Source organism: Pseudomonas sp. JAI115 (genome assembly GCF_014200835.1).
GTDB lineage: Bacteria > Pseudomonadota > Gammaproteobacteria > Pseudomonadales > Pseudomonadaceae > Aquipseudomonas > Aquipseudomonas putida_A.
The window spans coordinates 55,403-82,061 of sequence record NZ_JACHCY010000020.1 but is presented as its reverse complement, the minus strand read 5'-3'; the positions used below and the strand labels follow the sequence as shown (position 1 = coordinate 82,061).

Below are 26,659 nucleotides of genomic sequence, written 5' to 3'. Positions count from 1 at the left end.
ACCTGCGGTTCTTGCGTGACCCCGACGGGCGGTCGTCTGTCATACCAGCGCATCTTTCTTGAGGCCTTAACCATGCACGACTTACAAGACCTGATTGATAACAACGAGCGTTGGGCTGACGCGATCACCAAGGAAGACCCGGATTTCTTCGCCAAGCTGGCGCGCCAGCAGACCCCGGAATATCTGTGGATCGGCTGCTCCGACGCGCGGGTGCCGGCCAACGAGATCGTCGGCATGCTGCCGGGCGATCTGTTCGTACACCGCAATGTCGCCAACGTGGTGCTGCACACCGACCTCAATTGCCTGTCGGTGATCCAGTACGCGGTTGATGTGCTCAAGGTCAAACATATCCTGGTTACCGGCCACTATGGCTGCGGCGGTGTGCGCGCCTCGATGCAGGATCGCCAGTTCGGTCTGATCGATGGCTGGCTGCGCTCGATCCGTGACCTGTATTACGAAAAACGAGAAGAACTGGCCAAGCTGCCGACCGAGGAAGAACAGGTCGACCGGCTGTGCGAGCTCAACGTCGTCCAGCAAGTGGCCAACGTCGCCCACACCAGCATCATCCAGAACGCCTGGCACCGCGGCCAGAGCCTGTCGATTCACGGCTGCATTTACGGCATCAAGGACGGTCGCTGGAAAAGCCTGAACACCACCATCAGCGGTTTCGAGCAACTGCCGCCGCAATACCGTCTGCGTCCGGTCGGGGCGGTGTAATCCCGATCAGTGTGGATGCCGCCAGCGTTGCAAAAACTGCTGGCCCTCGATCGTGGGTGGTTCATCGTAGCCGGTGATCCACCCCCGACAGCGCGGCGAGCCGCAAGTACAGGCGAACTGTTGCAGCAAACGGTCTTCGGTGGCTGCGAAGTCGATGGTCAGGCGTTCACCCGGCTGAATGTCGCGAAGTGCCCACAGCCACAGCTCACTCATGTCCAGAAACACATTCGGATCGCAGGCGTGTTCGAGCAACCCGCAAAAGCGCGGATCGTAGAGATGGATACCGGCCAGTAACTGGCGAGTCTGTCGACAACGATAGGGCAGCAGTTGCCCGGAAACCCGACACATCCGGGTGATGCGCAAGAACGCCCGGCGCGCCACGACTGCCGCGTGACCGTGGTGGTCCTGCACGATTTCGAAATCCTCGGTGGATGGGAAACCCAGACGCACCGGCAATCCGGCAAACGGGTAGATGCCGGGTGCGTCGCGTGGGATGTTGTGTTGATGGGCCTGATTATTCATAACGGTCCCTGTCGGCAAATGCTGCGACTTCCCTGGTCTGACGTCCTGTCAGCGCTGCAACATGTTTGGATCCAATATTCCGGTGTATCCCTCAAACTGTCTACTGTCAGATCTGACAGGCGTGATTGGCTGCTCCCCGCGTCAGCATTGACTGACACGGGAAGCTTTTTCAGCGGATCAGAGGTGTGGTGCAGGAATGGCGGTGGCCGGCAATTCGCCCTGAAGCTGTTGCAACTGGGCCTTGATTGGCGTGGTCGAGCACTTGGCGGCGGCCTGTGCCGGGGTCAGGTTGCGGATCGAGGTGTAGAACAGTTCGCAGGTCTTGCCCTTTTGCGTCACTTGCCAGGTCTGCGTGCAGCTGTTGAGCAGGGCTTTCGCATCGGTGCCCGGTTTACTGCCCATCCCGGCTTGCCAGCAAGCGGCGCTCAAGTCCTGACCCATGACCTTCAAACCGGCGGCATCGGCCTTGGCCTCATCGCCGTCATAGCTGGCCGGGTCGGCGGCGTACCAGATGTAGCTCGGATGGTTCGATCCCAGCACCGGCACGTTCACCCCCGCGCTCGGGCTGATGGTCGCCAGACCCAATACGGCCACGGTCGGGCCGTATTGCTGCTTGATCCAGTTACGCACCGGCGCACCGAAGGCGACCATCGGCAGAGTGGTGCCGGTACTGGTCTGGCTGAACTGCTTGACCAGCGTCGTCTGGTAATCCTTGAAGTAGTCGTAGACGCCCTCCAGATCACTACCTGCGTTGGACGGCGCCGCGATTGGCGCGATGTCGATGATGGTCTGATATGCCGGCGTCTGCTCGGCCGGAATGCCGTTGACGGTCAGCAGCGTGGCCCAGCGGTCGGTGGTGTTCGAGCGCAGGTAATCCTGCGCCTGAGTCAGCGAATAGTCCGGCGGGAAGTGCAGCAGTTCGACGCTCTTGCGGTTTTCCAGGGCCATGCCCAGCGGCAGGAACAGATACCAGCTGTACGCCCATTTGCCATCGGCATTGAGCTTGCTGGCGCCGTTATAGGCCAGATCACCGGCATCGAGCAGCGCCGACAGCGGCTTGTCGTAACCTTTGGGTACGCCGCTGATCTCGGCGTAAATCTGCCCGTTATCGTTCTTCACCAACACCTTGGCATTACTGTAACCATCGCGCTGCACGCTCTGGCTCAGGTAATGGGCGACGGTCTGCTCCAGGGACCAGTTGCGATAACAGATCACGCTGCAATTGTTGGGGTAGGCGAAGAGGCGGGTGACGCGCTCGGTGCTGCCCAGCTTCAGGTCGACATCAGCGTGGGCAGCCGCGCTCAGGGTGAGCGCGGCGAGGGTAAGAACTGCGGGGGTAAATCCTGCGAGTTTGAACATGCTCAGATCCTTTTCAGCGTGGGTTCCCCGGGTTCGGGGCGCTTCATATTGGATCAGCCGTGTTGCACAGAGAAGCGGTCATTCACGGATTTTTGCGTCAGCTCGCAGAACTCGGTTTCACGCCTGAAAATGCAGGGCGTTGGTCAGATCGCCCATCGGTTTCTGGCCACGGGCGATCATTGCCTCATCGCGCTGCTTGAGGCCGTCGAGGGTTTCCAGTTGGAACACTCGGGTGATCAGGCGCAGGATCGACGCCGTATCGTAAACCGTGTGATCCACCGTGCCTTTGCGGGCGAATGGCGACACCACCAGCGCCGGCACCCGCGACCCCGGGCCCCAGCGATCGCCCTTGGGTGGCGCCACATGATCCCACCAGCCGCCGTTTTCATCGACCGTGACGACCACCACCATGTTTTTCCACTGCGGACTTTCGCGCAGCACCTTCAGGGCGCGGACGATGTGGCGGTCGCCTGAAGCCACGTCGGCATAACCGGCGTGCATGTTCAGGTTGCCCTGCGGTTTGTAGAAAGTTACCGCCGGCAGCTTGCCGGCCTCGGCATCGGCGAAGAACTTGTTGGTGCTCGACTCATCGCCCAGGCCGGCATCGCGCAGGCGTTTGTTGCGCTCTTGCGGGTTCTCCGGGCCTTGCCGCTTGAAGTAGTTGAACGGCTGGTGGTGGTACTGGAAGTTGGGGATCTTCGGAATCCCGCCCGAGTCCTTGTACTGCTCCAGCGTCGCCTGCCAGGCGCCGGCGTACCAGGCCCAGTCGACATTCTTCTTCGACAGCTTGTCGCCGATGTGCTCGTGGGTCTGCGGCACCATCACATTGGGCAGATCCGGCTTGGAGTACGCCGGACGCTCCGGATCGCGAATCCACGTCGGCCAGTACGGCGGGGCGAGGGTGTTGACGCCGAAGCCGTCCGGGGTCAGCGCACTTGGGCCGAACTGCGGCGGGCCGGTCATGGCGCTGGCCGGCGATGCCTCCAGCGGTTTGAGGCGCGGGTCAGTCGGATCATCGCTTTGCAGGGCGGCAATCTGTGACTTGGCCACCGAATTGGCTACGTCCGGATAGAACGGCGCGGTGGCGCTGATCAGGTACTGGTGGTTGAGGAACGAGCCGCCGAAGGCACCCTGGAAGAAGTTGTCGCACAGCACGAATTCCCGGGCCACGTCCCACAGACGTAGGGAATAACGGCTCTGGGCGTAATGGCCCATGTTCAGCCCACCGGAGTCGGCCCAGGCGACAAAACCATCGTTCTTGCCGCCATTGATCTGCATCTGGTTCTGATAGAACACGTGCCACAAATCGCGGGTCACCAGACCGAACGGCAAGTCTTCGGCATTTGGGCCCTTGAGGGCGAAAGGCGCATTGGGCAGGTTTTCCTGAAACTGCGTGGCGCTGGGGTAGGTCACGCCATCAAGCGTTTGCGGGCCGATCTGCAGCACGCCACCCCAGACGGGCGGCAGCGTCTGCAACAGGCTGCCGTCGCGGTCACGTTGCTGGTAATCGGCAGGCTTGAGCGCCGACAGCGGCTTTTCGACACCGGGGAAATCACCGAACAGGTTGTTGAAGCTACGGTTCTCGGCATAGATCACCACCACGGTTTTCACCTGCTCGCGCCGGGCCTTGTCCAGCTCGGTCGGGGTCAGCGGGCGCTCGACCGGTTTACCCGGTTGATCGCTGGCGTTGCCGCAGCCGGCCAGGGTCGCGCCCACGCCGAGGACGGCGACACCGCCGAGAAAGCGGCGGCGACTGGTGTCGGTGGGGTTGTCGGATTCAGGTGCGTCAGTGCCGTCTGTCTCGTCTTTCATCTGTCAGCCCGTTCTGCTTAATTGTTTCAGTTTGTTTCGGGCGGACGCTAGCAAGGCACTGTGACAGTTGGGTGACACTTTCAGGTGCAGCAAAACAAATGTGGGAGCGACCAGGTCGGCTCCCACAACGATTCACTCGATTACAACAGGCGCAACGCAAGCTCGCTGCTGTTCTAGCCGGGCATCAACGAGTGCAAGGAATAGCCGAGTCTGCTGGCCGCCGTTATCGCGGTCATCATCACCAGAAACAGCAGTTGCAGCGGACTGAAGTGCGCCCAGTGCAGCGCGGTCAGCCAGGGGTGGTTATTGCTCAGCTGCGGGTCGAGCGAGCCGATTCGTCGTTTGTGCACCAGTCCGATCAGGATCACGCCCACGTAAGTGAGTGCGCCCAGTGGCCCGAGCAGCAGCGAAAACAGCAGCACCATGACCACCTGCGGTAACCCGTGGCGTATTACCAGCCAGCGGGTGTCAGGGTTCCATCGGCGCGGAATCAGCCCTTCGGTGAGCCAAAGATCCGCAACGATCACGTGAGACGTCAGCACCACCCACCAACTCAGCGCAAAACGAAAAAACCACACCGGCACACACGCTAACCCCAGCGGAATGAAGGCCAGGGTTGCCGCATCTTTTTGTGGCGAAGCCAGATAGAACAGGAACAGCGCCAAGGCAATGGCCGTCCAGACCCGCACCCAGGTCTCGTCGGCGATGGGCCGTGGCAAAAACCGCCGCCAGTAAAAAACGTCGGCGTAGGGCAATCGCGCGAGCAGCTCCGGGAAGCGCCATTTGAGCTTTTCTGACAGATCGTGGCAGGCCTGCCATTCATTCTGACCAAAGCCGTCGATGATCTTCTTCTGCTGCATCGGTTTGAGCGGGTTGATCAACAGATGCGCTGCCTGCACGTCGGCCGCCCACGTACGATCGCTTTCAGCCTTGGCCCGCAGGTTGTCGTAGAAACTTTCCTGATTGCAGCGTTCGATCAACGTTTCCCAGAGCCAGGCCGGTTGCGGGTGGAGGCCTTTGGAGTGATCCCAGCCGAACAATTGGCCGATACGGTCGAACAGCGGCACGCTCCACTCATGGTCGTTAAGCAGATGCAGCAGATTTTGTTGCCATTGCTCGCGGCGATCGAATACCTGGAGCCACGGCTGGCCGCTGTAGTGTTTGAGCAAGTTGAGGAATTCGCGCTCGCTCTGGCTTTCGAGCAGCGCCTGCAAGGCGTTTCGATAGTCGGACATCAGGCTCTCGGCGAGCATGTCGCGCTGGCGATCATTCATCAGCACTTCTTGCCAGGGGCCCAACCATCCCAACTGCTCGACGGCCCAGTGCAGTACCGGTCCGCGCAATTGTGGATGCTCAAAACATAATTGCAGCAACAGCCTTTCGAATGCCTTGGCGCAGCCTTGTTGTTGCGCCTGCTCCCAGCGCTCGCCGAGGTTGTCTGGCGACAGATCTTCAAGCAATCGCCATGCGGCCTGCGCTTCAAGACTCTGCGCGTCCGCCGCCAGCGGCTCGACACGCAGGGCGTCGTCCTTCGATGGCGGCACAAACGGCTCCGGGGCTGCCGGACTGACGGGCGAAACCTCCAGAGAGGCGAAATCCCACGCCTGGTTTTGCGCCTGGCTGGAGCTGTTGGCCAGGGCATTATCGAGCGCCAGTGCAGCAAAGGCGCTGGACGCCGTGGCGACAGCGACGTCGGCGTCCTGCTCGTCTTCCTGTTCGGCGTTTTCCAGGCGCCATTGGGCAATCGCCAGCGCGCGTTCGTAGGCTTCGCGCGAGCGCTGGAAGCCTTCGGGATCTTCATCGGGCCTGACGGTTTTCAGCAGGCGTGCATAGCTGCGCTTGATATCGCGGACGTCAGCGTCATCGGGCAAATGCAGGAAGGACCAGCAATCCATGTCAGCGCTCCCTTATTGCCACGGCGTGCGATCAAGTTCGCTCAGGTGCCTGCTCAGCTCGGTGCGCACTTCACGAATCTGGCGCTCGTCCTGCGAGTCGAGCGCGATCTGGAATTGCTTGGCCCAATGGCCAATCTGATCGCGCAGGTCGCCCAGGCTTTCCTGGTAGAGCCGTTCGAGACGGGCACTGAGCAGCGTGTTGACCTGTTGCTCGCGCGGGTGAATCTTGAGCTGAGCGAGGTTCTGCAAGCGTTGCTGAATCTCTTCAGGCGTGAGCACGCCGGGGTTGTTTTCGATGACCAGCGAATGTTGTTGCCCGGTCAGCGGAATATTCACCTGGGCCTCCAGCAGGCCGTTGTTGTCATAGGTGAAACGCACATCGAGGGACACTTCGCCGGCCTTGCGTTTCGGCACCTTGATCGCCAGTTCGCCAAGCGCGACGTTGTCTTTGACCAGACGGCTTTCGCCCTGGAAAATCCGCACAACCACCTGCTCCTGATTGTCCTGCAAGGTGTACACGGTCTTGACCCGGCTGACCGGGACGATGCTGTTGCGCTCGATGATGGGCAGGTAGTGACCGGCCTCATAATTGCGGCCAATCTGGGTCGAAGTTTCGATGCCTAGGGTGTAGGAGCAGACGTCGGTCAGCACCACTTCTTCAAGTGCGGCCGAGCGGGCCTTGAGTGCTGCCTGAATGGCTGCGCCTTGCGCCACCACCTGATCCGGATCGAGGGTGATCGACGGAAAACGGCCGAACAATCCGGCGGCAAGTTTGCGCACCAGCGGCATCCGGGTAGTACCGCCGACCAGCAGAATCTCATCAAGGTCGCTGACCCGGATGCGTGCGTCGCGCAGAGCCCGTTCGATCGGCGCGCGCAGGCGCTCGAGCAGTGGCATGTAAAGCGTCGCCAATTCTTGCTGGGTGATGGTGTGGGTCCAGTGGCGGTCACCCAGTTGCAGCCGGAACTCGGCGCTGCTGTCCTGACCCAGAGCCTTGCGCACACGCTCAGCCTCGCGGCGCAGGGGCTGGATGACGCTGTTGCGGTCAGGAAAGTCGGCGACTGAGCGGTGCTGGTCGATAAAGTGTTCCAGCAGCACGCTGTCGAAGTCTTCACCACCGAGGAAGTTGTCGCCGGCGCTGGCGCGGACCTCCATCACCCCTTCGAACAACTCCAGAATCGACACGTCGAACGTGCCGCCCCCGAGGTCGAACACCAGGAACGAGGTTTCCTTGTCGCGTTGGTGCAGCCCATAAGCGAGGGCGGCGGCAGTCGGTTCGTTGATCAGCTTCTCGACTTTCAGCCCGGCCAGTTCGCCGGCGATCCGCGTGGCTTTGCGCTGGGCGTCGCTGAAGTAGGCTGGGACGCTGATCACCGCTTCAGTGACGGTTTCGCCATAAGCCCGTTCGACGTCTTCTTTCAGACTTTTCAGCACCAGCGCGGACAGCTCTTCCGGACGAAACGCCTTGTCGGCCAGATAGACTTCCGTGGCGCTGCCCATGTGACGCTTGAACAGCGACGCCGTCAGGCGCGGATGGGTGTGCAGACGTTCGCGCGCAGCCTGGCCGACCAGAATCCGTCCTTCATCATCCAGCCCGACCACGCTCGGTGTCAGGAACTGACCGAGGGCATTGGGCACCAATTCGGAGGATTCGCCACGCCAGACGGCGACGAGGCTGTTGGTGGTTCCCAGGTCAATCCCTACGATCATTGCAACAACTCCCTTGGCGCTTGGCAAAAAAATGAAACATATTTTCGGCGCGCAAGGATATTACCGAGGCTGTGATGCGGTAAAGGACGATGATGGCGCTGAGCTATTATTTGCGACAGAAAGCCATGTCGGCGTCGACACGGCGCTGTCAGGAAGGGAAGGCGGGGCGTCGACCGATTGACCTCGCCCCGCACTGATTCAAGGAATAACCGGCGGCGTATACGCCAATGTCGTGCCCAGCACCCACAGCAAGAACAGCACCAGCGGCGTGTGCACCAGCAATTGCACGAACGAGAAGCCGATCAGGTCGCGCGCCTTCAACCCGAGCACGCCCAGCAGCGGCAACATGTAGAACGGGTTGATCAGGTTCGGCAGGGCTTCGGCGGCGTTATAGATCTGTACCGCCCAGCCGAGGTGGTATTGCAGATCGTTGGCGACTTGCATCACGTACGGCGCTTCGATGATCCACTTGCCGCCGCCGGACGGGATGAAGAAACCGAGAATCGCCGAGTACACGCCCATCAGCAACGCGTAGGTGTCGTGGGAGGCGATGCTGACGAAGAAGGTCGAGATGTGATGCGCCAGGGTCTGTGCGTCGGCACCTTTGACCGTGGTCAGCAGCGCGGCGATCGAGCCGTACAGCGGGAACTGGATCAGTACGCCGGTGGTGGTCGGCACCGCGCGGGCCACCGCATCGAGGAAGCTGCGCGGGCGCCAGTGCAGCAGGGCGCCGAGCATGATGAACAGGAAGTTATAGGTGTTCAGCCCGGAAATCGCGGTGATCGCCGGTTTGCTCGAAAACTCGTGGAACAGCCAGCCGGCGGCCAGCAGCACCAGCAAAATGATCAGCAGCGGACTGTGCTCCAGCCATTCGCCGGGCCGGGTACGCGGTTGCAGCGGTGGCAGGTTGAACGCCGGGTCGATGCCACAATCCTTGGCGTCGCGCGCAGAGTTCGGGCCGGGCGCGGTGGCGTAGGCAACGATGATCGAAATCACGATCAGCGCCAGCAGCATGGCGCCGGATTGCCAGAGGAAGATGGTTTGGGTGAACGGAATCACCCCGGTGATCGACAGGATCGCCGGCGGCAGGCTGGCCGGGTTGGCCTGCAACTGCGCCGCCGATGAGGACAGGCCCAGCGCCCAGACCGCGCCGAGGCCCAGATACGCCGCCGCACCGGCCGCGCGGTAATCCATTTTCAGATCGGTGCGGCGGGCGAGGGCGCGCACCAGCAAACCGCCGAACACCAGCGACAGGCCCCAGTTCAGCAGCGAGGCGACCATCGAGATCAGCGCGACCCAGGCCACGGCAGAGCGGCCGTTTTTCGGGATGCGCGCCAGTTTGTCGATCAGTTTGACCGCTGGCGGTGAACTGGCGACGACGTAGCCGCCAATCACCACGAAAGCCATTTGCATGGTGAACGGGATCAGGCTCCAGAACCCGTCGCCAAAGGCCATCGCGGCATCGGTGGGTTTGGCGCCCATGGCCAAAGTGGCCAGCGCGACAATGATCACCGCCAGTGCGGCGAACACCCAGGAGTCGGGGAACCAGCGTTCGGCAAAGCTTGAACAGCGCAAGGCAAAGCGCGCAGAGCGGCTATCTTCGATATCAACGGCCACAGGGAGTACCTCGGATTTTTATGGTTATTGTGGGTCTGCAGGAACGGTCGCCCATCTCGACAACACAGAGATCCCTGTGGGAGCGAGCCTGCTCGCGAAAAGGTCGGCACATTCAACATCGAAGTTGGCTGGGCTGACGCCTTCGCGAGCAGGCTCGCTCCCACACGGGGTTCGCTCCGGTCAGTCGGCGTTGGCCAGGTTCCTCCGGACAGGCTTAAACAGTAAATCAAGCCTGGCTGTTTTGTGAGCTGGTTTTGCGAAACCGGGACTATGGTCTAACGGGTTGTCCCCAGGCGGATTTGCGTAGACCATGGGCGCCTTGGTTTTTTGCCTGCCAGAGTTCTTTGCCATGACTGCCCAATCCACAGCGCGACCGGCGCCGTTCAGCCGTTCCGACTACAAGACCCTCGGCCTTGCGGCACTCGGCGGGGCGCTGGAGATCTACGATTTCATCATTTTCGTGTTCTTCGCCCTGACCCTCAGCCAGTTGTTCTTCCCGCCGGAAATGCCCGAGTGGCTGCGTCTGCTGCAAAGCTTCGGGATCTTTGTCACCGGTTATCTGGCGCGCCCGCTGGGCGGTATTCTGATGGCGCATTTCGCCGATCGCCTGGGCCGGAAAAAGGTTTTCAGCCTGAGCATCCTGATGATGGCGCTGCCGTGCCTGCTGATCGGGATCATGCCGACTTATGCCCAGATAGGCTATTTCGCGCCGCTGCTGTTGCTGGCGCTGCGCATCCTGCAAGGCGCGGCGGTCGGCGGCGAAGTGCCGAGCGCCTGGGTGTTCGTCGCCGAGCACGCGCCTGCCGGGCATCGCGGTTACGCGCTGGGCTTTTTGCAGGCCGGGTTGACCTTTGGTTACTTGATTGGCGCGCTGACCGCGACTTTTCTCGCACAAGTGTTCACCCCGGCGGAAATCCTTGATTACGCCTGGCGTTATCCGTTCCTGCTCGGCGGTGTGTTCGGCGTGATCGGTGTCTACCTGCGCCGCTGGTTGAGCGAAACCCCGGTGTTCATGGCCATGGAAGCCCAGCGTGAAGCGCGGGTCGAACTGCCGTTGCGCACGGTGCTGCGCGAACATCGTCTGGCGATGTTGCCGGCGATGCTGCTGACCTGTGTGCTGACGTCGGCGGTGGTGGTGTTCGTGGTCATCACCCCGACCATGATGCAGAAAACCTTCGGCATGACCGCCAGCCACACCTTCGCCCTGAGCGCGTTGGGCATCGTCTTTCTCAACATCGGTTGTGTGATTGCCGGATTGCTGGTCGATCGCATCGGTGCCTGGCGCACGGTCATGCTTTATAGCCTGCTGCTGCCGTTGGGCATTGGTGTGCTTTATAGCTGTCTGATCATGGGCGGCAATTGGGTCGGGCTGACGTATGCCGTCGCCGGCCTGGGCTGCGGTGTGGTCGGCGCGGTGCCATCGGTGATGGTCGGACTGTTTCCGGCGCGGATTCGCGTGTCGGGCATCTCCTTCACCTACAACATTGCCTACGCCGCGTGGGCGAGTATCACACCGCTGTTGCTGATCGGTCTGATGCCGTGGAGTCCGTGGATCTGCGTGATGTTCTGTGCGGTGATGGGCGCAGTCGGCATTGTCAGCGCGGCGTATTTCGGTTCGCGCATGAGCAGTGTCGGGCGCCAAGCCGTGGCGCCCTGTTCCTGACGAGTGTCAGGTCAACCAGTGCCACCACAATAACGTCCCCACCAGTCCCACCACCGAGACAATGGTTTGCAGGATCGACCAGACCCAGATGGTCTGTTTGAGTTGCAAGCCAAAGTACTCGCGAACCATCCAGAAGCCGGCGTCATTCACGTGGCAGAAGAACACGGAGCCGGCGCCAATCGCCAGCGCCACCAGTGAGCTTTGCGTCGCGGCGAGCCCCGCCATCATCGGCGCCAGAATCCCCGCTGTCGTCGTGGTCGCGACGGTCGCCGAACCCGTAGCCTGACGCAGTGCCACGGCAATCAGCCAGGCCAGCAGCAGGTAGGGCATGTGTGCACCTTCGGCGACTTTGCTGATGGTCTGGCTGACACCGGCGTCCAGCAAGGTCTGCTTCAAGCCGCCGCCAGCGCCGATGGTCAGCAGCAACACGGCAATCGGCGCCAGGCTTTTGCGCAGCGTGCCGCCGACCTGTTCGCGCGGCATGCCGTTGGCCCAACCGAGGCAGATCACCGCCGCCATCACCGCAATGCCCAGCGCCACCAACGGTTCGCCGAGGAACTTCAGGGTCAGAGCGACGCTGCTTTCGGGGGGCATCGCGACTTTGGCCAGGGTGCTGCCGAGCATCAGCAGCACCGGCAACAGAATGATCAGCAGCGACAGGCCGAAACTCGGCTGGCGCGGCGCTTTCGGCGGGGCGCTGAACAGTGCGCCGAGCTCTGCCGGCTCATCGACGTGCATGCGTTTCGACAGCCAGTTGCCGTACAGCGGCCCCGCCAGAATCACCGCCGGAATCGCGATGCTGAAACCCAGCAACATGGTCAGCCCAAGGTCGGCATGCAACGCACTGACCGCGATCAGCGGCCCGGGATGCGGCGGCATCAAGGCATGCAGGGTGGTCATCCCGGCCAGCGCCGGAATGGCGATTTTCAACAATGGCTGACCCGAGCGGCGGGCCATGACGAAGATGATCGGCACCATCATCACCAGCCCCACTTCGAAGAACAGCGGCAGGCCGATCACCATCGCCACCATCGCCATGACCCACGGCAGGGACTTGCCTTTGCCCAGCCCGAGCAGCGTCGAGGCGATACGGTCGGCAGCGCCGGACTCGGCCATCAGTGCGCCAAGCATCGAACCCAGGGCAATGATGATCCCCGCTTCTCCGAGAATCGCCCCGGCGCCTTTGCTGAACGCCTTGGCTACGTCTTCCGGCGGCAGACCGGCGCCGACACCGGCAATGAAAGTGCCGATCAGGATCGAGAGAAAGGGCGGGAGTTTAGTGGCACTGATCAGGACGATGATGGTGGCAATCGCCACCAGACAGCAAAGAATCAGGCGGGTGTCATGCACCATCCAGGCAGCGGTCGATAAATCCAAAACGGCACTCCTTATCGGGCGATTACCTGCAACATGTTGTTGCAATTTGACCTGAGAATACCTGAAGTGGCCGGGCCAGAGCGGCGGCTTTTGTAACGGCTCAGTGGAGTGATCGATAGGAGTAAAAGCCGGCGGGATTATTTTTGACTGGCCGGTCTCAAACGCTCTTCAGAAAAGTTTTCCAAGGCCGATGGTTAAGCTGCATCCCGCTTTCTACCCTGCCTATCGGTACTTTCCCATGTTCAACAAACGCCTCAAGCAAGAGCTGGCCACTCTTCGTGAAGAACTCTCCAGCCTGCTGCAGGTGAAGGAAAGCCTGGAAAGCGAGATGCTGGTGCTGACCCTGGAACCCGATGGCCGGATTCAGTCGGTCAATCAGAACTTCCTTGGCGAGATGCTCTACAAGAGCCAGGATCTGGTGGGGCGCGCCATTGAAGATATCGTTCCGGCGCACGTGAAGGCCGACGACTTTCATCATCGTTTCAAGGCCGCACTGACCCGTGGCGAACATTTCGCCGGAGCCGTGCGCCTGTTGCGTGGTAATGGCGAAGAGGCGTGGCTGCGCTCCATCGTGCAGCCGGTGCGCTCTTCGGACGGGCGGATCAAGCATTTCTCGATCTTCTCCAGCGACCTGACCCGCACCATCGAAGCCTCCCGCGAACACGAAAACCTGATCGGCGCGTTGGTGCGTTCGACGGCGGTGATCGAGTTCGACCTCAATGGCAATGTGCTGAATGCCAACGAGCGCTTTCTGCAGGGCATGGGTTACAGCCTGGCGCAGATCAAAGGCAAACATCACCGGATGTTCTGCACCCCTGAGGAATACAACAGCGCCGAGTACCAGAATTTCTGGCGTCGCCTGAACAACGGCGAATTTGTCGCCAACCGCTTCAAGCGGGTCGACAGCCATGGTCGTACGGTGTGGCTGGAGGCGTCCTACAACCCGGTGGTCGATGCCAACAACAAACTGTACAAAGTGGTGAAGTTCGCCACGGTGATCACCGATCAGGTCAATCGCGAACAAGCGGTAGCCGACGCGGCCAGCATTGCCTACAGCACTTCGCAACAAACCGACAGCACCGCGCAACGGGGCACTACGGTGGTCACCGAGGCAGTGAATGTGATGCGTGATCTGTCGCGCCACATGCAGGCGGCCGGTGAGGGCATCGAGGCGCTGAACGAGCAGTCGCAGGTGATCGGTACCATCGTCAAAACCATCAGCGGCATTGCCGAACAGACCAACCTGTTGGCGCTCAACGCCGCCATCGAAGCAGCCCGTGCCGGCGAACAGGGCCGGGGCTTCGCGGTGGTGGCCGATGAAGTGCGACAACTGGCCTCGCGCACCAGTCAGGCGACCGAAGAGATCGTCACCGTGGTGCGGCAGAACCAGGAAATGGCGCGCAACGCCGTGGCCCTGATGACCGATGGCAAGCTGCAGGCCGAGCAGGGCCTGGCGCTGGCGGCGGAGGCGGGCACGGTGATCGTCGAGATCCAGGACGGCGCGCAGAAAGTGGTGGATGCGGTCGGCCAGTTTGCCAATCAACTGTCTAACTGACCTGTACTGAACCCTGTAGGAGTGAGCCTGCTCGCGATAACGGTCTGACATTCAACATCCATGTTGATTGATCTACTGCGATCGCGAGCAGGCTCACTCCTACAGGTGCAGGCGGCGCTACAATCTGTTCCTTTTTCCCCGGAGCAGATCCCCATGAGTGCTTCCCACCGCCGCCCGGTGCCCCTGAACAAAGCCTACCGCCTGCTCAATCACGGGCCGACCGTGCTGGTCAGCGCTGCCCATGACGGCCAGCGCAACATCATGGCCGCCGCCTGGGCGATGCCGCTGGATTTCGAACCGCCGAAAGTCGCCGTCGTCCTCGACAAGTCCACCTGGACCCGCCAGTTGCTCGAAGCGTCCGGCACGTTTGTGCTCAACGTGCCGTGCGTCAATCAGGCTGACATCGTGCAAACCGTCGGCAATACCTCGGGTCTGGAAATCCAGCAGAATCAGGGGCAGGACAAGTTTCAGGCTTATGGCCTGCAAACCTTCGCCGGTGAAACCGTTGAGGCGCCGTTGCTCGAAGGCTGCGTGGCCTGGCTCGAATGCCGCTTGCTGCCCGAACCGCGCAACCACGAGCAATATGACCTGTTCCTCGCCGAAGTCATCGCCTCTCAGGCGGATGAACGGGTGTTCAGCGATGGGCGTTGGCATTTCGACGGGCACGACGGTTTGCGCACGCTGCACCACGTGGCCGGCGGGCATTTCCTGACGATTGGCGATGCGGTGGACGGTAAAACCCTGCCGCTGTGACCTGCATCTGATGGAAAACGCGCGCCGGATGTAGCAAGGTGTGGGGCATTGTCGAACCAATCAGGCGCTCGCCCCATGGACCTTTCGCTTTCCAGCTATCTCGCCCCGTTGCTGTCGCTGGCGCTGTTGTGGACGGTCGCGGTGGTCACCCCCGGCCCGAACTTTTTCAACATCGCCCAATTGGCGGTCAGCCGCTCGCGCCGTCATGGTGTGGTAGCGGCGCTCGGCGTCGCCAGCGGAACCGTGCTGTGGGGCCTTGCCGGCGGCTTGGGTATTCAGACCTTGTTCAGCGCGGCGCCAACCCTGTATCTGAGCTTCAAGATCGCCGGTGGCTGCTACCTGATCTATCTCGGCCTCAAGCAGTTCAAACGCAAAGCGCCGATTGCCGCCGGTACGCTGGATGAGTCGCAACAGACCCTGCTCGGCGCCTACGGGCGAGGCTTTCTGGGAAACATGACCAACCCCAAGTCGGCACTGTTCGTCGCCACCATCTTCGCCACCGCAATGCCGGCCCACGTCCCGCCGCTACTGCTGACGCTGGCCGTGCTGACCATGGCCACGCTGTCGTTCAGCTGGTATTGCAGCGTCGCGCTGTTCTTCGCCAGCCGCCGGATCGCGAGCGTTTACGAACGGTCGCGGCAATGGCTGGATCGTTTGGCCGGTGGTTGTTATTTGCTGTTTGGGGCGCATTTGGTGGCTAATCGCTGAGCCGGGTGATATTGCGCGTTAAACCCGTTGCATAAAAAAGGCTTACCTCGCGGTAAGCCTTTTGTTTTTCCTGCGTAAACTCAATCCCCCAACGCTTCCCCCTCACGCCGTGGATCCGCGCCACCTTTCAGCGAGGCTTTCCCTTGCGCATCCTTGACCCGCACGATCGCCTGGGTGCCGCTGGTCATGTCGATTTCATTCACAACATGTCCTTTGTCTTTCAACGCCTGAATCAACGCCGGGCTGAACTGGCCTTGTTCCAGTTCGGTCGGGCCGTTGCGGCTGCCGAAGTTGGGCAGGCTGATGGCGCTTTGCGGGTCGAGGTTCCAGTCGAGCAGGCCGACGGTGGTCTTGGCCACGTATTCGATGATCTGCGAACCGCCCGGCGAGCCGACGCTGGCGAGGAATTCGCCGCTGTTGCGGTCAAAGATCAGCGTCGGCGCCATCGACGAGCGTGGGCGTTTGCCGGGTTCGACGCGGTTGGCGACTTTCTGCCCGTGCTCTTCGGGGATGAACGAGAAATCGGTCATCTGGTTGTTCAGCAGGAAGCCCTGCACCATCAGGTGCGAGCCGAACGCTGCTTCGATGGTGGTTGTCATCGACACCGCGCCACCGAGGTCATCTACCGCCACCACTTGCGAGGTGGAGATGCGCAGCGGCGAGCGATCCGGCGCGTAGGCCACCTGCACGCCAGGCGGTGTGCCCGGCTTGGCGCTGCCCATGCTGCGCTCGCCGATCAGGCTGGCGCGGCTGGTGAGGTAACCCGGGTCGACCAGGCCTTTGACCGGCACCGGGACGAAGTCGGTATCGGCCACGTATTGCGCGCGGTCGGCGTAGGCCAGGCGTTCGGCTTCTGCGATCAGGTGCACGGCTTGCGGTGCCGGTTCGATGCCGGCGGGTTTGTCGGTTTTCAGCGGTTTGAGCGGTGTCAGCGACAGACGCGGGTCGCGGCTTTCCAGCGCCTGCAAGGTGCCGAGAATCTGCGCCACGGCGATCCCGCCCGACGACGGCGGCGGCATGCCGCAGACCTGCCAGTGTTTGTAGTCGGTGCACAGCGGCGCGCGCTCCTTGGCCTGATAGCGCTGAAGATCATTCAGTGACAGGCTGCCGGGATTGGCGTGGCCCTGCACCTTGGCGACGATCTCTTCGGCGATCGGGCCTTTGTACAGCGCGTCCGGGCCTTCGTTGGCGATGCGCTTGAGCACGGCGGCCAATGCCGGATTCTGCAGACGAGTGCCGATGGCTTTGACGCTGCCGTCGCGGTTGAGGAAGTAGGCGGCCATGTCCGGCGATTTACGGATTACCGGGTCGGATTCCAGCAGCGAATGCAGGCGCGGTGAAATCGCAAAGCCCTGCTCGGCGAGTTTGATCGCCGGTTCGAACAGCGTGGCCCATGGCAGCCGACCGTGTTGTTTGTGTGCCATTTCCAGCGCACGCAGCACGCCCGGAGTACCCACCGAGCGCCCGCCGATCTGCGCCTGCGGGAATGGCATCGGTTTGCCGTCGGCCTGCAGGAACAGCTTCTCGCTGGCACCCGCCGGGGCGGTTTCGCGTCCGTCGTAGGTGCGCACCTGTTTGCCGTCCCACAACACAATCATCGCGCCGCCACCGATCCCGGAGGATTGCGGTTCTACCAGAGTCAGCACTGCTTGCATGGCAATCGCCGCGTCGATGGCCGAACCACCCTTGCGCAGCATCTCGCGACCGGCCTCGGCGGCCAGCGGATTGGCGGCAGCGGCCATATGTTGACTGGCGTGGCGAGTCTGCAGATCGGTGCGGTAACCGGAAGCGGCCTCCGGCGCCAGCGGCAAGGTCGAGGAGGGCGGGGCGTTGCACGCGGTGAGGGTCAGGGCGCTGATGATCAGCGTCAGGGCAGGCAGGCGAAAGCGGCTCAGGGGCAGGGCTGGAAACACGTGGGGCTCTCCGTCCGTGGGGTGAAAGGTCTGACGGACTTTATCGACCGCTCGGTCGCGACGCAAACCGGTGGGCATTTTTGTCTTTCTTTTCCGGGCGGATGTTCGCTAGGGTCAAACTCAATAGAACGACCGCAAATATCCCCCTGTAGGAGTGAGCCTGCTCGCGATGGCGTCATAACATTCAACATCCAAGTTGACTGACCCACCGCTATCGCGAGCAGGCTCACTCCTACAAAGGTCAAGCCATAAAAAACACAAGAGGCCGATATGCACAGCGAGTTTCCAACCGAGTCCAGTTACCGCGATCAACGCGAACAGTTTCTGACCGCCGCCCAAGCTGCCGGAGCCACGCTCACCTCCTACGCCCATCCGCGCTGTGGCCCTTTCGGCGAACCGCTGAGCACTGATGTCGCTGTGCTCGGTGATCCGCAGGCAAAGCGCCGGCTGGTGGCGCTCAGCGGCACTCACGGAGTTGAGGGGTATTACGGTTCGGATTGCCAGATCGACTGGCTGAAGACCTTCGTGCCGGGCTCGCTGCCCAAGGATGTCGCGGTAGTGATGATTCACCTGATCAACCCGTGGGGTACGGCGTGGCTGCGGCGGGTCAACGAAGACAATATCGACCTCAACCGCAATCACCTGGATTTCACCGAGCCGCTACCGGACAACCGCGCCTACGCCACGCTGCACGAGATCTACGCCTGCACCGATTTGCACGGCCCCGAGCGTAAGCGCGCCGACGCCTTGCTCGACGGGCAAATTACCGAACACGGCTGGCCGGCGGTGATGTCGATTGTCGAGGGCGGTCAGCACAGTCATCCCGATGGACTGTTCTATGGCGGCCGCGCGCCGAGCTGGTCGAATCGCACGTTGCATCAGATCATCAACGCGCATCTGGCAGGCGCGCAAACCGTGATGTGTTTCGACCTGCACACCGGCGCCGGCGAATACGGTCATCCGATGTTGCTGACCATCACCCAGGCGCCTTACCCGGCGTTGGCGCAAGCACAGTCGATCTACGGCCCATGGTTGTACACCTTGCACACCGGCGCCGAAACGTTGAGCGAAACCGGTGTCGCCGCGACGGCTACCGGGTACACCTCGCAGGCATTGCTCAATGCGTTGCCGGGCGTGCAATTGATGCCCTTCGTGATCGAATGCGGAACGTATCCGGGGCCAGACGTGCATCGGCATTTGCGCGATGACCATTGGCTCCATCTGCATGGTGATCCGCTGGATGCGACGGGGCGGGCAATCAAGTTGAGACTGCTGGAGCAGTTTTATCCGGTGGATCCGGACTGGAGGGCGATGGTGGGGCTGCGCACTCGGCAGATCTGGGCGAAGGGGCTGATGGCCCTGTCGGCAGAGCAGACCTGAATAGGTCAGGATTGGTATTGTGGTGAGGGATTTATCTCCTCACCACAGAGGGCGGTTTTCTCGAGGCATAAAAAAACGGCCTACCTTTCGGTAAGCCGTTTTTAGTACTTGGTGGCTACACAGGGACTTGAACCCCGGACCCCAGCATTATGAATGCTATGCTCTAACCAACTGAGCTATGTAGCCAAGTGGCGCGCATTATTCCCCTGAAATGGAAAAGCGTCAAGCGTAAATTTAAAATATTTCTTCTTATTTTCAACCGCTTATCCTCCGCCCCCGGAAATCGGGGGCGGGCAGGGCGTCAACGCAGCTGGAATCTCGCGGTATTGGCGCTCAACGCATGGCTGCCTTGGCTCAGCGTGTCCGCTGCGAGGTTCACCGCCCGCGCACCTTCAAGCAATCGCATCGCCGCCTGATCGACCTGCTGGATATTGCCGCTGACCTCATCGGCGGTGCTCGCCTGTTCCTCAACGGCGGTGGCGATCTGCGCCAAGGTGTCAGTGACACTTTGCACCGCGCTGGCGATTTCACCAAGACGTTCACCAAGACCGGTCACGGCTTCAGCATCCGATTGTGCCTGGCCGCACGCGGCCTTCATCAGGCTCACCGCTTCGTTGACCGTGGCGCGCAAGCTGTCGACGGTGCCGGCAATCTGCGCGGTCGATGACTGGGTGCGCTGCGACAGGCTGCGCACTTCATCGGCGACCACGGCAAAGCCGCGTCCCTGTTCGCCGGCGCGTGCCGCCTCGATCGCAGCGTTGAGCGCCAGCAGGTTGGTCTGCTCGGCGACGCCACGGATGGTGTCGACCACCAGTTGAATCTGCTGGCCCTGCTCACTGACTCGACCGAGTGCGGCGGCAGTTTCGTTGAGGCGTTGATTGAGCTGCTGAATGCTCGCCGTGGTGCGCTGGCTGTCGCGGCTGCTGTCGGCGGCGATGCGCCGGGTGTGCTGGGCACTGCCGGACGCCTGTTCGCAACTCTGCGCCACACCTTGCGAAGTGGCGGCCAGTTGCGTGGCAGCGGCGGCGATCTGGCTGATCTGCAATTGCTGCGCCTCGACTTCGCTCAGCGCGCCGCTGGAATGATCGTTGAGGCTGCGCACCGCGTGGCTCAGTTGTGAGGTTTCGTGATCGACCCCGAGCATGCTGGCGCGCAGTTGCACCACCGCGACGTTGAGCGCGGTGCTGATCGCCGCCAGCTCATCGCGGCCCACCACCGGCACTTGCAGGCTGAGATTGCCGTCACGCAGGGCCTCGGCGAGCAGGGTGATGCCGCTGGCGCTGCGGCGGATCGAAGCCTGCAGGCAGACGAACAGGTACAGCGCCGCCAGCAGCAGGCAACCGAAGATCGCCGCGACCACGATGAACTGGCGAATCGCCGAGGCGTGGTAGGCGTCCAGACGCTGATCCAGCGACAGCAGCGATTGCTGGCGCAACGACGCAAGATCACCCAGCAGAGCATCGAGGCTGCGTTCGAAGTCTTCAGGCTTGAGAGTAATGCTGCCGCCGAACACGCCGTCATCCAGCACCTTCAGCCCAGCGTCCAGACGCTTGAGGCTGTCGTGGTATTGACCGGCCCAGGTTTGCAGATCGCTCGGCAGGCGCGCTTCGAGCAGGCCTGCCGTTTTGACAAGCTGCTCGCGGGCGTCGCCGATGCGGCCGCGCAGGTCGCGTAGCTGCAAGCGACTTTGCAGGGTGAATTGTCCCGAGACCACCGAAGCCTGGCCGACGGCGGCGAGTCGACCCACGCGCTCGATCAGATCCGGTGCGTGCTGCGTGGAGATCTGCGTCAGCAGATAGGTCTCCAGCCATGGCGCCAGCGTCAGGCGGTTGTCCATGACGATTTGCTCGCGCAAGGCTTGCAGGGCGCTGAGAGCATTGGTGAAACGGTCGTAACCATCCGGCCACCAACCGACGCCGCTCAGGCTTTTCGAATCCAGACCGCCGAGCGCGGTTTGCAGGGCTTGATAGCGGGTGAGGGTTTCGCCTTCGGCACCTTCATTTTTCAGCGCGTTGCCCAAATCACTGGTGGCTTGCTGGAGGGCTGGTTGAATCGCGTCAAACGCCGCCATGGCGGCGAGGGTCGCCGGGGTCGGCTGGCGATTGGTTTCGGTGGCGCGCCAACGGGCGGCGCGGTCACGCTGGGCGGCGAGCAGGTTGTCCAGCGCATCGAGGCTGAGTAACTGGCGTACGCCGGCACGCTCGCCGGAAATCAGATTGAGCTTGTTGCGATAGTCCTGGCCAATCATCAACAGGCTGCCGGCCAACGGCAGAATGAACAGCAGAAACAACAACTGGAATTTACGCGCGAATCCAAACCGCCCCAGCAATTTGATCCCCGGTGACAAGAAAGCCTGCATGCCTCATGACTCCTCTGGACACCACGCACCAATGGCGTGCATCGCGGTCGTGTGACCTGGATGTCGTGCCCTGCTAAAAGGCCTCGAAAGTTCACTCTCGCCCGCTCTGTAGGCCGGCTCTGTAGCGAAACTTCCCATTCTCGGAGGCCTTTGTAAGGCCGCCGCGTTCGAGGGGAGAAGCAAGGCAAGATTCAGACCATGGCGTTGCGCTATCACTTCGCGTGCGACGGTCAGTCAGTTAGTTAGCTGGCTAAGGGGATGGCGCTGGCGCACCGAAAAATGGCACATTGACGCACCTGCCTGCGTGCTCCCATCTGCTGTACGGAAACTTTCATGGCTATCAGCAACGTTCAGACCGCCGCTGCCTCGGCGTCCGCTCCTCCGCAAAGCAGCCCGTTGGTGATGCGTATCATCGGCGCAGTGGCGCTGGCGCATTTGATCAACGACCTGATTCAGTCGGTGCTGCCGTCGATCTATCCGATGCTCAAAGCCAACTATGGCTTGAGCTTCACCCAGGTCGGCCTGATCACGCTGACCTTCCAATTGACCGCGTCGCTGTTGCAGCCGTGGGTCGGTTATCACACTGACCGCCATCCGAAACCGTGGCTGTTGCCGGCAGGTTCGATCTGCACGCTGATTGGCATCGTGATGATGTCGGTGGTCGGCAGTTTTCCATTGATTCTGTTGGCGGCGGCGCTGATCGGTATCGGCTCCTCGACTTTCCACCCCGAGGCTTCGCGGATCGCGCGGTTGGCTTCCGGTGGACGCTTTGGTCTGGCGCAATCGACCTTTCAGGTCGGTGGTAACGCCGGTTCTGCGTTCGGCCCGTTGCTGGCGGCGGCGATCATCATTCCGTTCGGTCAGGGCAACGTGGCGTGGTTCGGTCTGTTCGCAGTGTTTGCACTGTTCGTGCTGTATCGCATCAGCCGCTGGTACGCCCATCACCTGAACCTGTTCAAACTCAAGGCCGGTCAGGCGGCGACTCACGGGCTGTCGAAGGGCAGGGTGATCAGTGCGCTGGTGGTGCTCGGTCTGCTGGTGTTCTCCAAGTATTTCTACATGGCCAGCCTCACCAGTTACTTCACCTTCTACCTGATCGAGAAATTCGACCTGTCGGTGGCCAGTTCGCAACTGCACCTGTTTCTGTTTCTCGGAGCAGTGGCGGCGGGGACGTTCTTTGGCGGGCCGATCGGCGACAAGATCGGGCGTAAGGCGGTGATCTGGTTTTCGATCCTCGGCGTGGCGCCGTTCACGTTGCTAATGCCGCACGTCGATCTGTTCTGGACCACTGTCCTCAGCGTGGTGATCGGCTTCATTCTCGCCTCGGCGTTCTCGGCGATTGTGGTTTACGCGCAGGAACTGGTGCCGGGCAATGTCGGGATGATCGCCGGGGTGTTCTTCGGCTTGATGTTTGGTTTCGGCGGGATTGGTGCTGCGCTGCTGGGGCATCTGGCGGATGTGCACGGTATCGAGTACGTGTATTTCCTGTGCTCTTTTTTGCCGTTGTTTGGCGTGCTGGCGATCTTCCTGCCACGCACCAAAAAAACCTGACCTACACAATTCCAACTGTGGGAGCGGGCTTGCTCGCGGAGGCGGTATACCAGTCGATATTAATGTGGCTGACCCACCGCCTTCGCGAGCAAGCCCGCTCCCACAGGGGGATGAGTGGTGTTGCAAACAAATCTGTAAGGCACAAAAAAGCCGCGTATCAAACGCGGCTTTTTCTTGGGCGTGTCGCTTACACGTTGAAGCGGAAGTGCATCACGTCGCCGTCTTTGACGATGTAGTCCTTGCCTTCCAGGCGCCATTTACCGGCTTCCTTGGTACCGGCTTCGCCCTTGTACTGGATGAAGTCGTTGTAGGCGATGACTTCGGCGCGGATGAAGCCTTTTTCGAAGTCGGTGTGGATCACGCCAGCAGCTTGTGGTGCGGTGGCACCGACGCGGACGGTCCAGGCGCGGACTTCTTCGACTCCGGCGGTGAAGTAGGTCTGCAGGTGCAGCATTTCGTAGCCGGCGCGGATCACGCGGTTCAGGCCAGGCTCTTCCAGGCCCAGAGCCTCGAGGAACATGTCTTTCTCTTCGCCGTCATCGAGCTCGGCGATTTCCGCTTCGATCTTGTTGCACACCGGAACCACCATAGCGCCTTCTTCTTCGGCGATGGCCTTGACCACGTCCAGGTGCGGGTTGTTCTCGAAACCATCTTCAGCGACGTTGGCGATGTACATGACCGGTTTGGTGGTCAGCAGGTGGAAGCCCTTGATCACCGACTTTTCGTCAGCGCTCATGTTCTTCATCAGGCTGCGCGCAGGCTTGGCCTCGGTGAAGTGCGCGATCAGTTGCTCAAGCAGAGCTTTCTGAACCACGGCGTCCTTGTCACCGCCCTTGGCGTTACGCGCAACTTTCTGCAGTTGCTTCTCGCAGCTGTCGAGGTCGGCGAAGATCAGTTCCAGGTCGATGATTTCGATGTCGCGCTTCGGATCGACGCTGTTGGAAACGTGGATCACGTTGTCGTCTTCGAAGCAGCGCACCACGTGAGCGATGGCGTCGGTTTCGCGGATGTTGGCCAGGAACTTGTTGCCCAGACCTTCACCTTTCGAGGCGCCGGCCACCAGGCCTGCGATGTCGACAAATTCCATGGTGGTCGGCAGGATGCGCTTCGGATTGACGATGGCCGCCAGGGCTTCCAGACGTGGATCCGGCATCGGCACGATGCCGCTGTTCGGCTCGATGGTGCAGAAGGGGAAGTTCTCGGCCGCGATCCCGGATTTGGTCAGGGCGTTGAACAGGGTGGACTTGCCGACGTTAGGCAGGCCGACGATGCCGCAATTGAATCCCATGGTGTTTCCCCTCGGATTAGAGTCAGGCCTTCTGGCTGTGCAGGTTTTTCATCGCGCGGTTCCATTCACCGGCGAGGATATCCGGCAGCACGCCGAGGGCAAAGTCGATGCTGGCATCGAGTTTTTCCTGTTCGGCGCGTGGCGCACGACCCAGGACGAAATTTGAAACCATACTGGCGACGCCCGGGTGGCCGATGCCAAGCCGCAGGCGGTAGAAAGTATTCTGATTGCCCAGTTGCGCGATGATGTCGCGCAACCCGTTGTGACCGCCATGGCCGCCGCCCTGCTTGAGCTTGGCGACGCCCGGAGGCAGGTCGAGTTCGTCGTGCGCCACCAGGATTTCTTCAGGCTTGATGCGGAAGAAACCGGCGAGTGCCGCCACGGCCTGGCCGCTGCGGTTCATGTAGGTGGTGGGAATCAGCAGACGAACATCCTGACCCTGATGCGAGTAGCGCCCGGTCAGGCCGAAATATTTGCGATCGGCCACAAGGTTCACACCTTGCGCGGCGGCGATACGCTCAACAAAAAGGGCCCCTGCGTTATGCCGGGTCTGTTCGTATTCAGCGCCTGGATTACCCAGGCCAACGATCAGTTTGATGGCAGTCACGATAGGGGCCCTTCCTTGGAGTGGTGGTTAACATCGCCGCGATCAGTGAAGGCGGCGAAAGTGGACGAAAATTGCTCATTTACCATGAATGTAAACTCCGCGTTCTCGCCCGCTTTCTCGCTACGTTCCAGTCCGCGATGTTTCACTCACTCCGACGAACAGAGTGAAATTACTCTGCTGCGCCTTCTTCGGTAGCTTCTGGAGCAACACGTGGAGCGTGGACGTTGGCTACTGCCTTGTCATCGCCGTGTGCCAGAGCAACGAACTCGACACCTTTAGGAGCTTTGAGGTCCGACAGGTGAACGATGGTGCCGATTTCAGCGTTAGCCAGGTCGACTTCGATGAACTCAGGCAGGTCTTTTGGCAGGCAGGAAACTTCGATCTCGGCAACAACGTGCGAGATTTCGCCGCCTTTCTTCACTGGAGCAGCTTCGTTGATGAAGTGCACAGGAACGATAGCGGTCAGTTTCTGGCCAGCTACAACGCGTACGAAGTCAGCGTGCATCACGTGGCCTTTGGCCGGGTGACGTTGCAGGGCTTTGATGACGACGTTTTGTTTCTTGCCACCAACGTTCAGCTCGATGATGTGGCTGTAAGCCGCTTCGTTTTCGAGCAGTTTGGCAACTTCTTTGGCCAGCATGCTGATGGATTCAGGGGCTTTGTCGCCACCGTAAACAACAGCTGGAACCAGAGCGGCGAGACGACGCAGGCGGCGGCTCGCACCTTTCCCCAGGTCGGAACGCACTTCAGCATTCAGAGTAAAATCGTTCATTTTGTATCTCCAAAATAGCCATGACCGAGTGGCGTTTGCGACCAGCGCCAAACACGGTATGGGCAAAAAAGCCCCGCCCCGACAGGAATGCCGGGGCGGGGCGCTTTTCGTCAACGAGACATTTCGAGAAGGGCAGGGCCCTTAACGGAACATCGCGCTGATCGATTCTTCATTGCTGATGCGGCGAACCGCTTCGGCAACAACCGGTGCGATATCCAGTTGACGGATACGTGCACAGGCTTGTGCTGCAGCGGACAGCGGGATGGTGTTAGTCACCACCAGCTCGTCCAGCACGGAATTTTCGATATTCTCGATGGCCCGACCCGACAGCACAGGGTGTGTGCAGTAGGCAAAGACCTTGGCTGCGCCATGCTCTTTCAGGGCCTTGGCCGCGTGGCACAGAGTGCCGGCGGTATCGACCATGTCATCGACCAGAATGCAGGTACGCCCTTCGACATCACCGATGATATGCATCACTTCAGAGTGATTGGCTTTCTCACGGCGTTTGTCGATGATCCCGAGATCCACGCCCAGGGATTTGGCAACGGCCCGTGCACGCACGACGCCACCAATGTCCGGGGACACGATCATCAGGTTTTCGAAGCGCTGATCTTCAATGTCATCCACCAGAACCGGGGAGCCGTAGATGTTATCTACCGGAATATCGAAGAAGCCCTGAATCTGGTCAGCATGCAGATCAACCGTGAGAACACGGTCGATGCCGACTACGGTAAGCATGTCAGCAACGACTTTCGCGCTGATAGCCACACGTGCGGAACGCGGACGGCGATCCTGACGGGCATAACCAAAATAAGGAATAACAGCAGTAATACGAGTAGCCGAGGAGCGGCGGAAGGCATCAGCCATCACTACCAGTTCCATCAGGTTATCGTTGGTCGGAGCGCAAGTCGGCTGAATAATGAAAACGTCTTTACCGCGAACGTTTTCATTGATCTCGGCAGTAATTTCGCCGTCGGAGAATTTACCGACAGAGATGTCACCGAGAGGGATATGCAGCTGACGTACAACACGCCGAGCCAGATCGGGGTTAGCGTTCCCCGTAAAGACCATCATCTTGGACACGCGCAGTACCTAGAGGCT

Annotated in this window: 20 protein-coding genes, 1 tRNA gene and 1 pseudogene; 8 read left to right on the top strand and 14 right to left on the bottom strand. The window is 61.0% G+C overall.

Features of this window, described 5'->3' with window-relative positions; all coding sequences use genetic code 11:
- The first annotated feature begins 72 nt into the window (after positions 1-72).
- Positions 73-717 carry a carbonate dehydratase gene (gene can, locus HDC30_RS27225; RefSeq protein ID WP_095190641.1) on the top strand — a complete coding sequence of 215 codons (645 nt, stop codon included), beginning with the start codon at positions 73-75 and terminating at the stop codon, positions 715-717.
- 6 nt (positions 718-723) lie between these two features.
- Here can and HDC30_RS27220 read toward each other — a convergent pair whose 3' ends face one another.
- From HDC30_RS27220 to HDC30_RS27195, 6 genes are all read right to left on the bottom strand, one after another.
- Positions 724-1,239 carry an SET domain-containing protein-lysine N-methyltransferase gene (locus HDC30_RS27220; protein WP_183785931.1) on the bottom strand — a complete coding sequence of 172 codons (516 nt, stop codon included), beginning with the start codon at positions 1,237-1,239 and terminating at the stop codon, positions 724-726.
- A gap of 177 nt (positions 1,240-1,416) precedes the next feature.
- Positions 1,417-2,598, bottom strand: coding sequence for a hypothetical protein (locus HDC30_RS27215; RefSeq protein WP_183785929.1), 1,182 nt, complete (start codon positions 2,596-2,598; stop codon positions 1,417-1,419).
- A 117-nt stretch (positions 2,599-2,715) separates the two neighbouring features.
- Complete coding sequence (gene acpA, locus HDC30_RS27210) at positions 2,716-4,410, bottom strand: acid phosphatase (RefSeq protein WP_183785926.1); 1,695 nt, start codon at positions 4,408-4,410, stop codon at positions 2,716-2,718.
- 173 nt (positions 4,411-4,583) lie between these two features.
- Positions 4,584-6,305: a J domain-containing protein gene (locus HDC30_RS27205; RefSeq protein ID WP_183785924.1), complete on the bottom strand. Its 1,722-nt coding sequence runs from the start codon at positions 6,303-6,305 to the stop codon at positions 4,584-4,586.
- A gap of 12 nt (positions 6,306-6,317) precedes the next feature.
- Positions 6,318-8,015, bottom strand: a complete 1,698-nt coding sequence (locus HDC30_RS27200) for a molecular chaperone HscC (RefSeq protein ID WP_150368461.1) — start codon at positions 8,013-8,015, stop codon at positions 6,318-6,320.
- A 198-nt stretch (positions 8,016-8,213) separates the two neighbouring features.
- On the bottom strand, positions 8,214-9,632 hold the full coding sequence (locus HDC30_RS27195; RefSeq protein WP_003228189.1) for a short-chain fatty acid transporter: 1,419 nt from the start codon (positions 9,630-9,632) through the stop codon (positions 8,214-8,216).
- A gap of 349 nt (positions 9,633-9,981) precedes the next feature.
- On the opposite strand from HDC30_RS27195, the gene HDC30_RS27190 reads away from it, so the two are divergent.
- Positions 9,982-11,295: an MFS transporter gene (locus tag HDC30_RS27190; protein ID WP_183785922.1), complete on the top strand. Its 1,314-nt coding sequence runs from the start codon at positions 9,982-9,984 to the stop codon at positions 11,293-11,295.
- A 6-nt stretch (positions 11,296-11,301) separates the two neighbouring features.
- On the opposite strand, the gene HDC30_RS27185 is transcribed toward HDC30_RS27190, so the two are convergent.
- Entirely contained in the window at positions 11,302-12,672 is a 1,371-nt protein-coding gene (locus HDC30_RS27185) for a gluconate:H+ symporter (RefSeq protein WP_183785920.1), read from the bottom strand.
- A gap of 190 nt (positions 12,673-12,862) precedes the next feature.
- On the opposite strand from HDC30_RS27185, the pseudogene HDC30_RS29665 reads away from it, so the two are divergent.
- The 4 genes and pseudogenes from HDC30_RS29665 to HDC30_RS27170 all read left to right on the top strand — a co-directional run.
- Positions 12,863-13,687 (top strand): annotated as a pseudogene (locus tag HDC30_RS29665) (PAS domain-containing protein); the annotation flags it as partial.
- Entirely contained in the window at positions 13,667-14,227 is a 561-nt protein-coding gene (locus HDC30_RS29660; protein WP_371917798.1) for a methyl-accepting chemotaxis protein, read from the top strand. The pseudogene HDC30_RS29665 and the gene HDC30_RS29660, both read left to right, overlap by 21 nt.
- 153 nt (positions 14,228-14,380) lie before the next feature.
- Positions 14,381-14,980, top strand: a complete 600-nt coding sequence (locus HDC30_RS27175) for a flavin reductase family protein (RefSeq protein ID WP_183785918.1) — start codon at positions 14,381-14,383, stop codon at positions 14,978-14,980.
- A 75-nt stretch (positions 14,981-15,055) separates the two neighbouring features.
- A complete protein-coding gene (locus HDC30_RS27170) occupies positions 15,056-15,688 on the top strand; it encodes a LysE family translocator (RefSeq protein ID WP_150368466.1) in 633 nt (210 codons plus the stop codon).
- Between the two features lie 80 nt (positions 15,689-15,768).
- On the opposite strand, the gene ggt is transcribed toward HDC30_RS27170, so the two are convergent.
- Positions 15,769-17,601, bottom strand: a complete 1,833-nt coding sequence (ggt, locus tag HDC30_RS27165; RefSeq protein WP_183785916.1) for a gamma-glutamyltransferase — start codon at positions 17,599-17,601, stop codon at positions 15,769-15,771.
- Between the two features lie 270 nt (positions 17,602-17,871).
- Here ggt and HDC30_RS27160 point away from each other — a divergent pair, with 270 nt between their 5' ends.
- Positions 17,872-18,981: a DUF2817 domain-containing protein gene (locus HDC30_RS27160; protein ID WP_183785914.1), complete on the top strand. Its 1,110-nt coding sequence runs from the start codon at positions 17,872-17,874 to the stop codon at positions 18,979-18,981.
- A 109-nt stretch (positions 18,982-19,090) separates the two neighbouring features.
- Here HDC30_RS27160 and HDC30_RS27155 read toward each other — a convergent pair.
- Together HDC30_RS27155 and HDC30_RS27150 are read right to left on the bottom strand one after the other, a co-directional pair.
- Positions 19,091-19,167, bottom strand: a tRNA-Met gene (locus tag HDC30_RS27155).
- Positions 19,168-19,282: 115 nt separating this feature from the next.
- Positions 19,283-21,340, bottom strand: a complete 2,058-nt coding sequence (locus HDC30_RS27150) for a methyl-accepting chemotaxis protein (RefSeq protein ID WP_183785912.1) — start codon at positions 21,338-21,340, stop codon at positions 19,283-19,285.
- Positions 21,341-21,673: 333 nt separating this feature from the next.
- Here HDC30_RS27150 and HDC30_RS27145 point away from each other — a divergent pair, with 333 nt between their 5' ends.
- Complete coding sequence (locus HDC30_RS27145; RefSeq protein ID WP_096797288.1) at positions 21,674-22,891, top strand: MFS transporter; 1,218 nt, start codon at positions 21,674-21,676, stop codon at positions 22,889-22,891.
- 187 nt (positions 22,892-23,078) lie between these two features.
- Here HDC30_RS27145 and ychF read toward each other — a convergent pair whose 3' ends face one another.
- The 4 genes from ychF to HDC30_RS27125 form a co-directional block, all read right to left on the bottom strand.
- The gene (ychF, locus tag HDC30_RS27140; protein ID WP_047599160.1) at positions 23,079-24,179 is read right to left on the bottom strand and encodes a redox-regulated ATPase YchF; all 1,101 of its coding nucleotides are present in this window, start codon (positions 24,177-24,179) and stop codon (positions 23,079-23,081) included.
- A gap of 22 nt (positions 24,180-24,201) precedes the next feature.
- Positions 24,202-24,786: an aminoacyl-tRNA hydrolase gene (pth, locus tag HDC30_RS27135; RefSeq protein ID WP_003228164.1), complete on the bottom strand. Its 585-nt coding sequence runs from the start codon at positions 24,784-24,786 to the stop codon at positions 24,202-24,204.
- A gap of 169 nt (positions 24,787-24,955) precedes the next feature.
- Positions 24,956-25,558: a 50S ribosomal protein L25/general stress protein Ctc gene (locus tag HDC30_RS27130; RefSeq protein ID WP_007967646.1), complete on the bottom strand. Its 603-nt coding sequence runs from the start codon at positions 25,556-25,558 to the stop codon at positions 24,956-24,958.
- Positions 25,559-25,699: 141 nt separating this feature from the next.
- A complete protein-coding gene (locus HDC30_RS27125) occupies positions 25,700-26,641 on the bottom strand; it encodes a ribose-phosphate pyrophosphokinase (RefSeq protein WP_003171603.1) in 942 nt (313 codons plus the stop codon).
- Between the last annotated feature and the right edge of the window lie 18 nt (positions 26,642-26,659).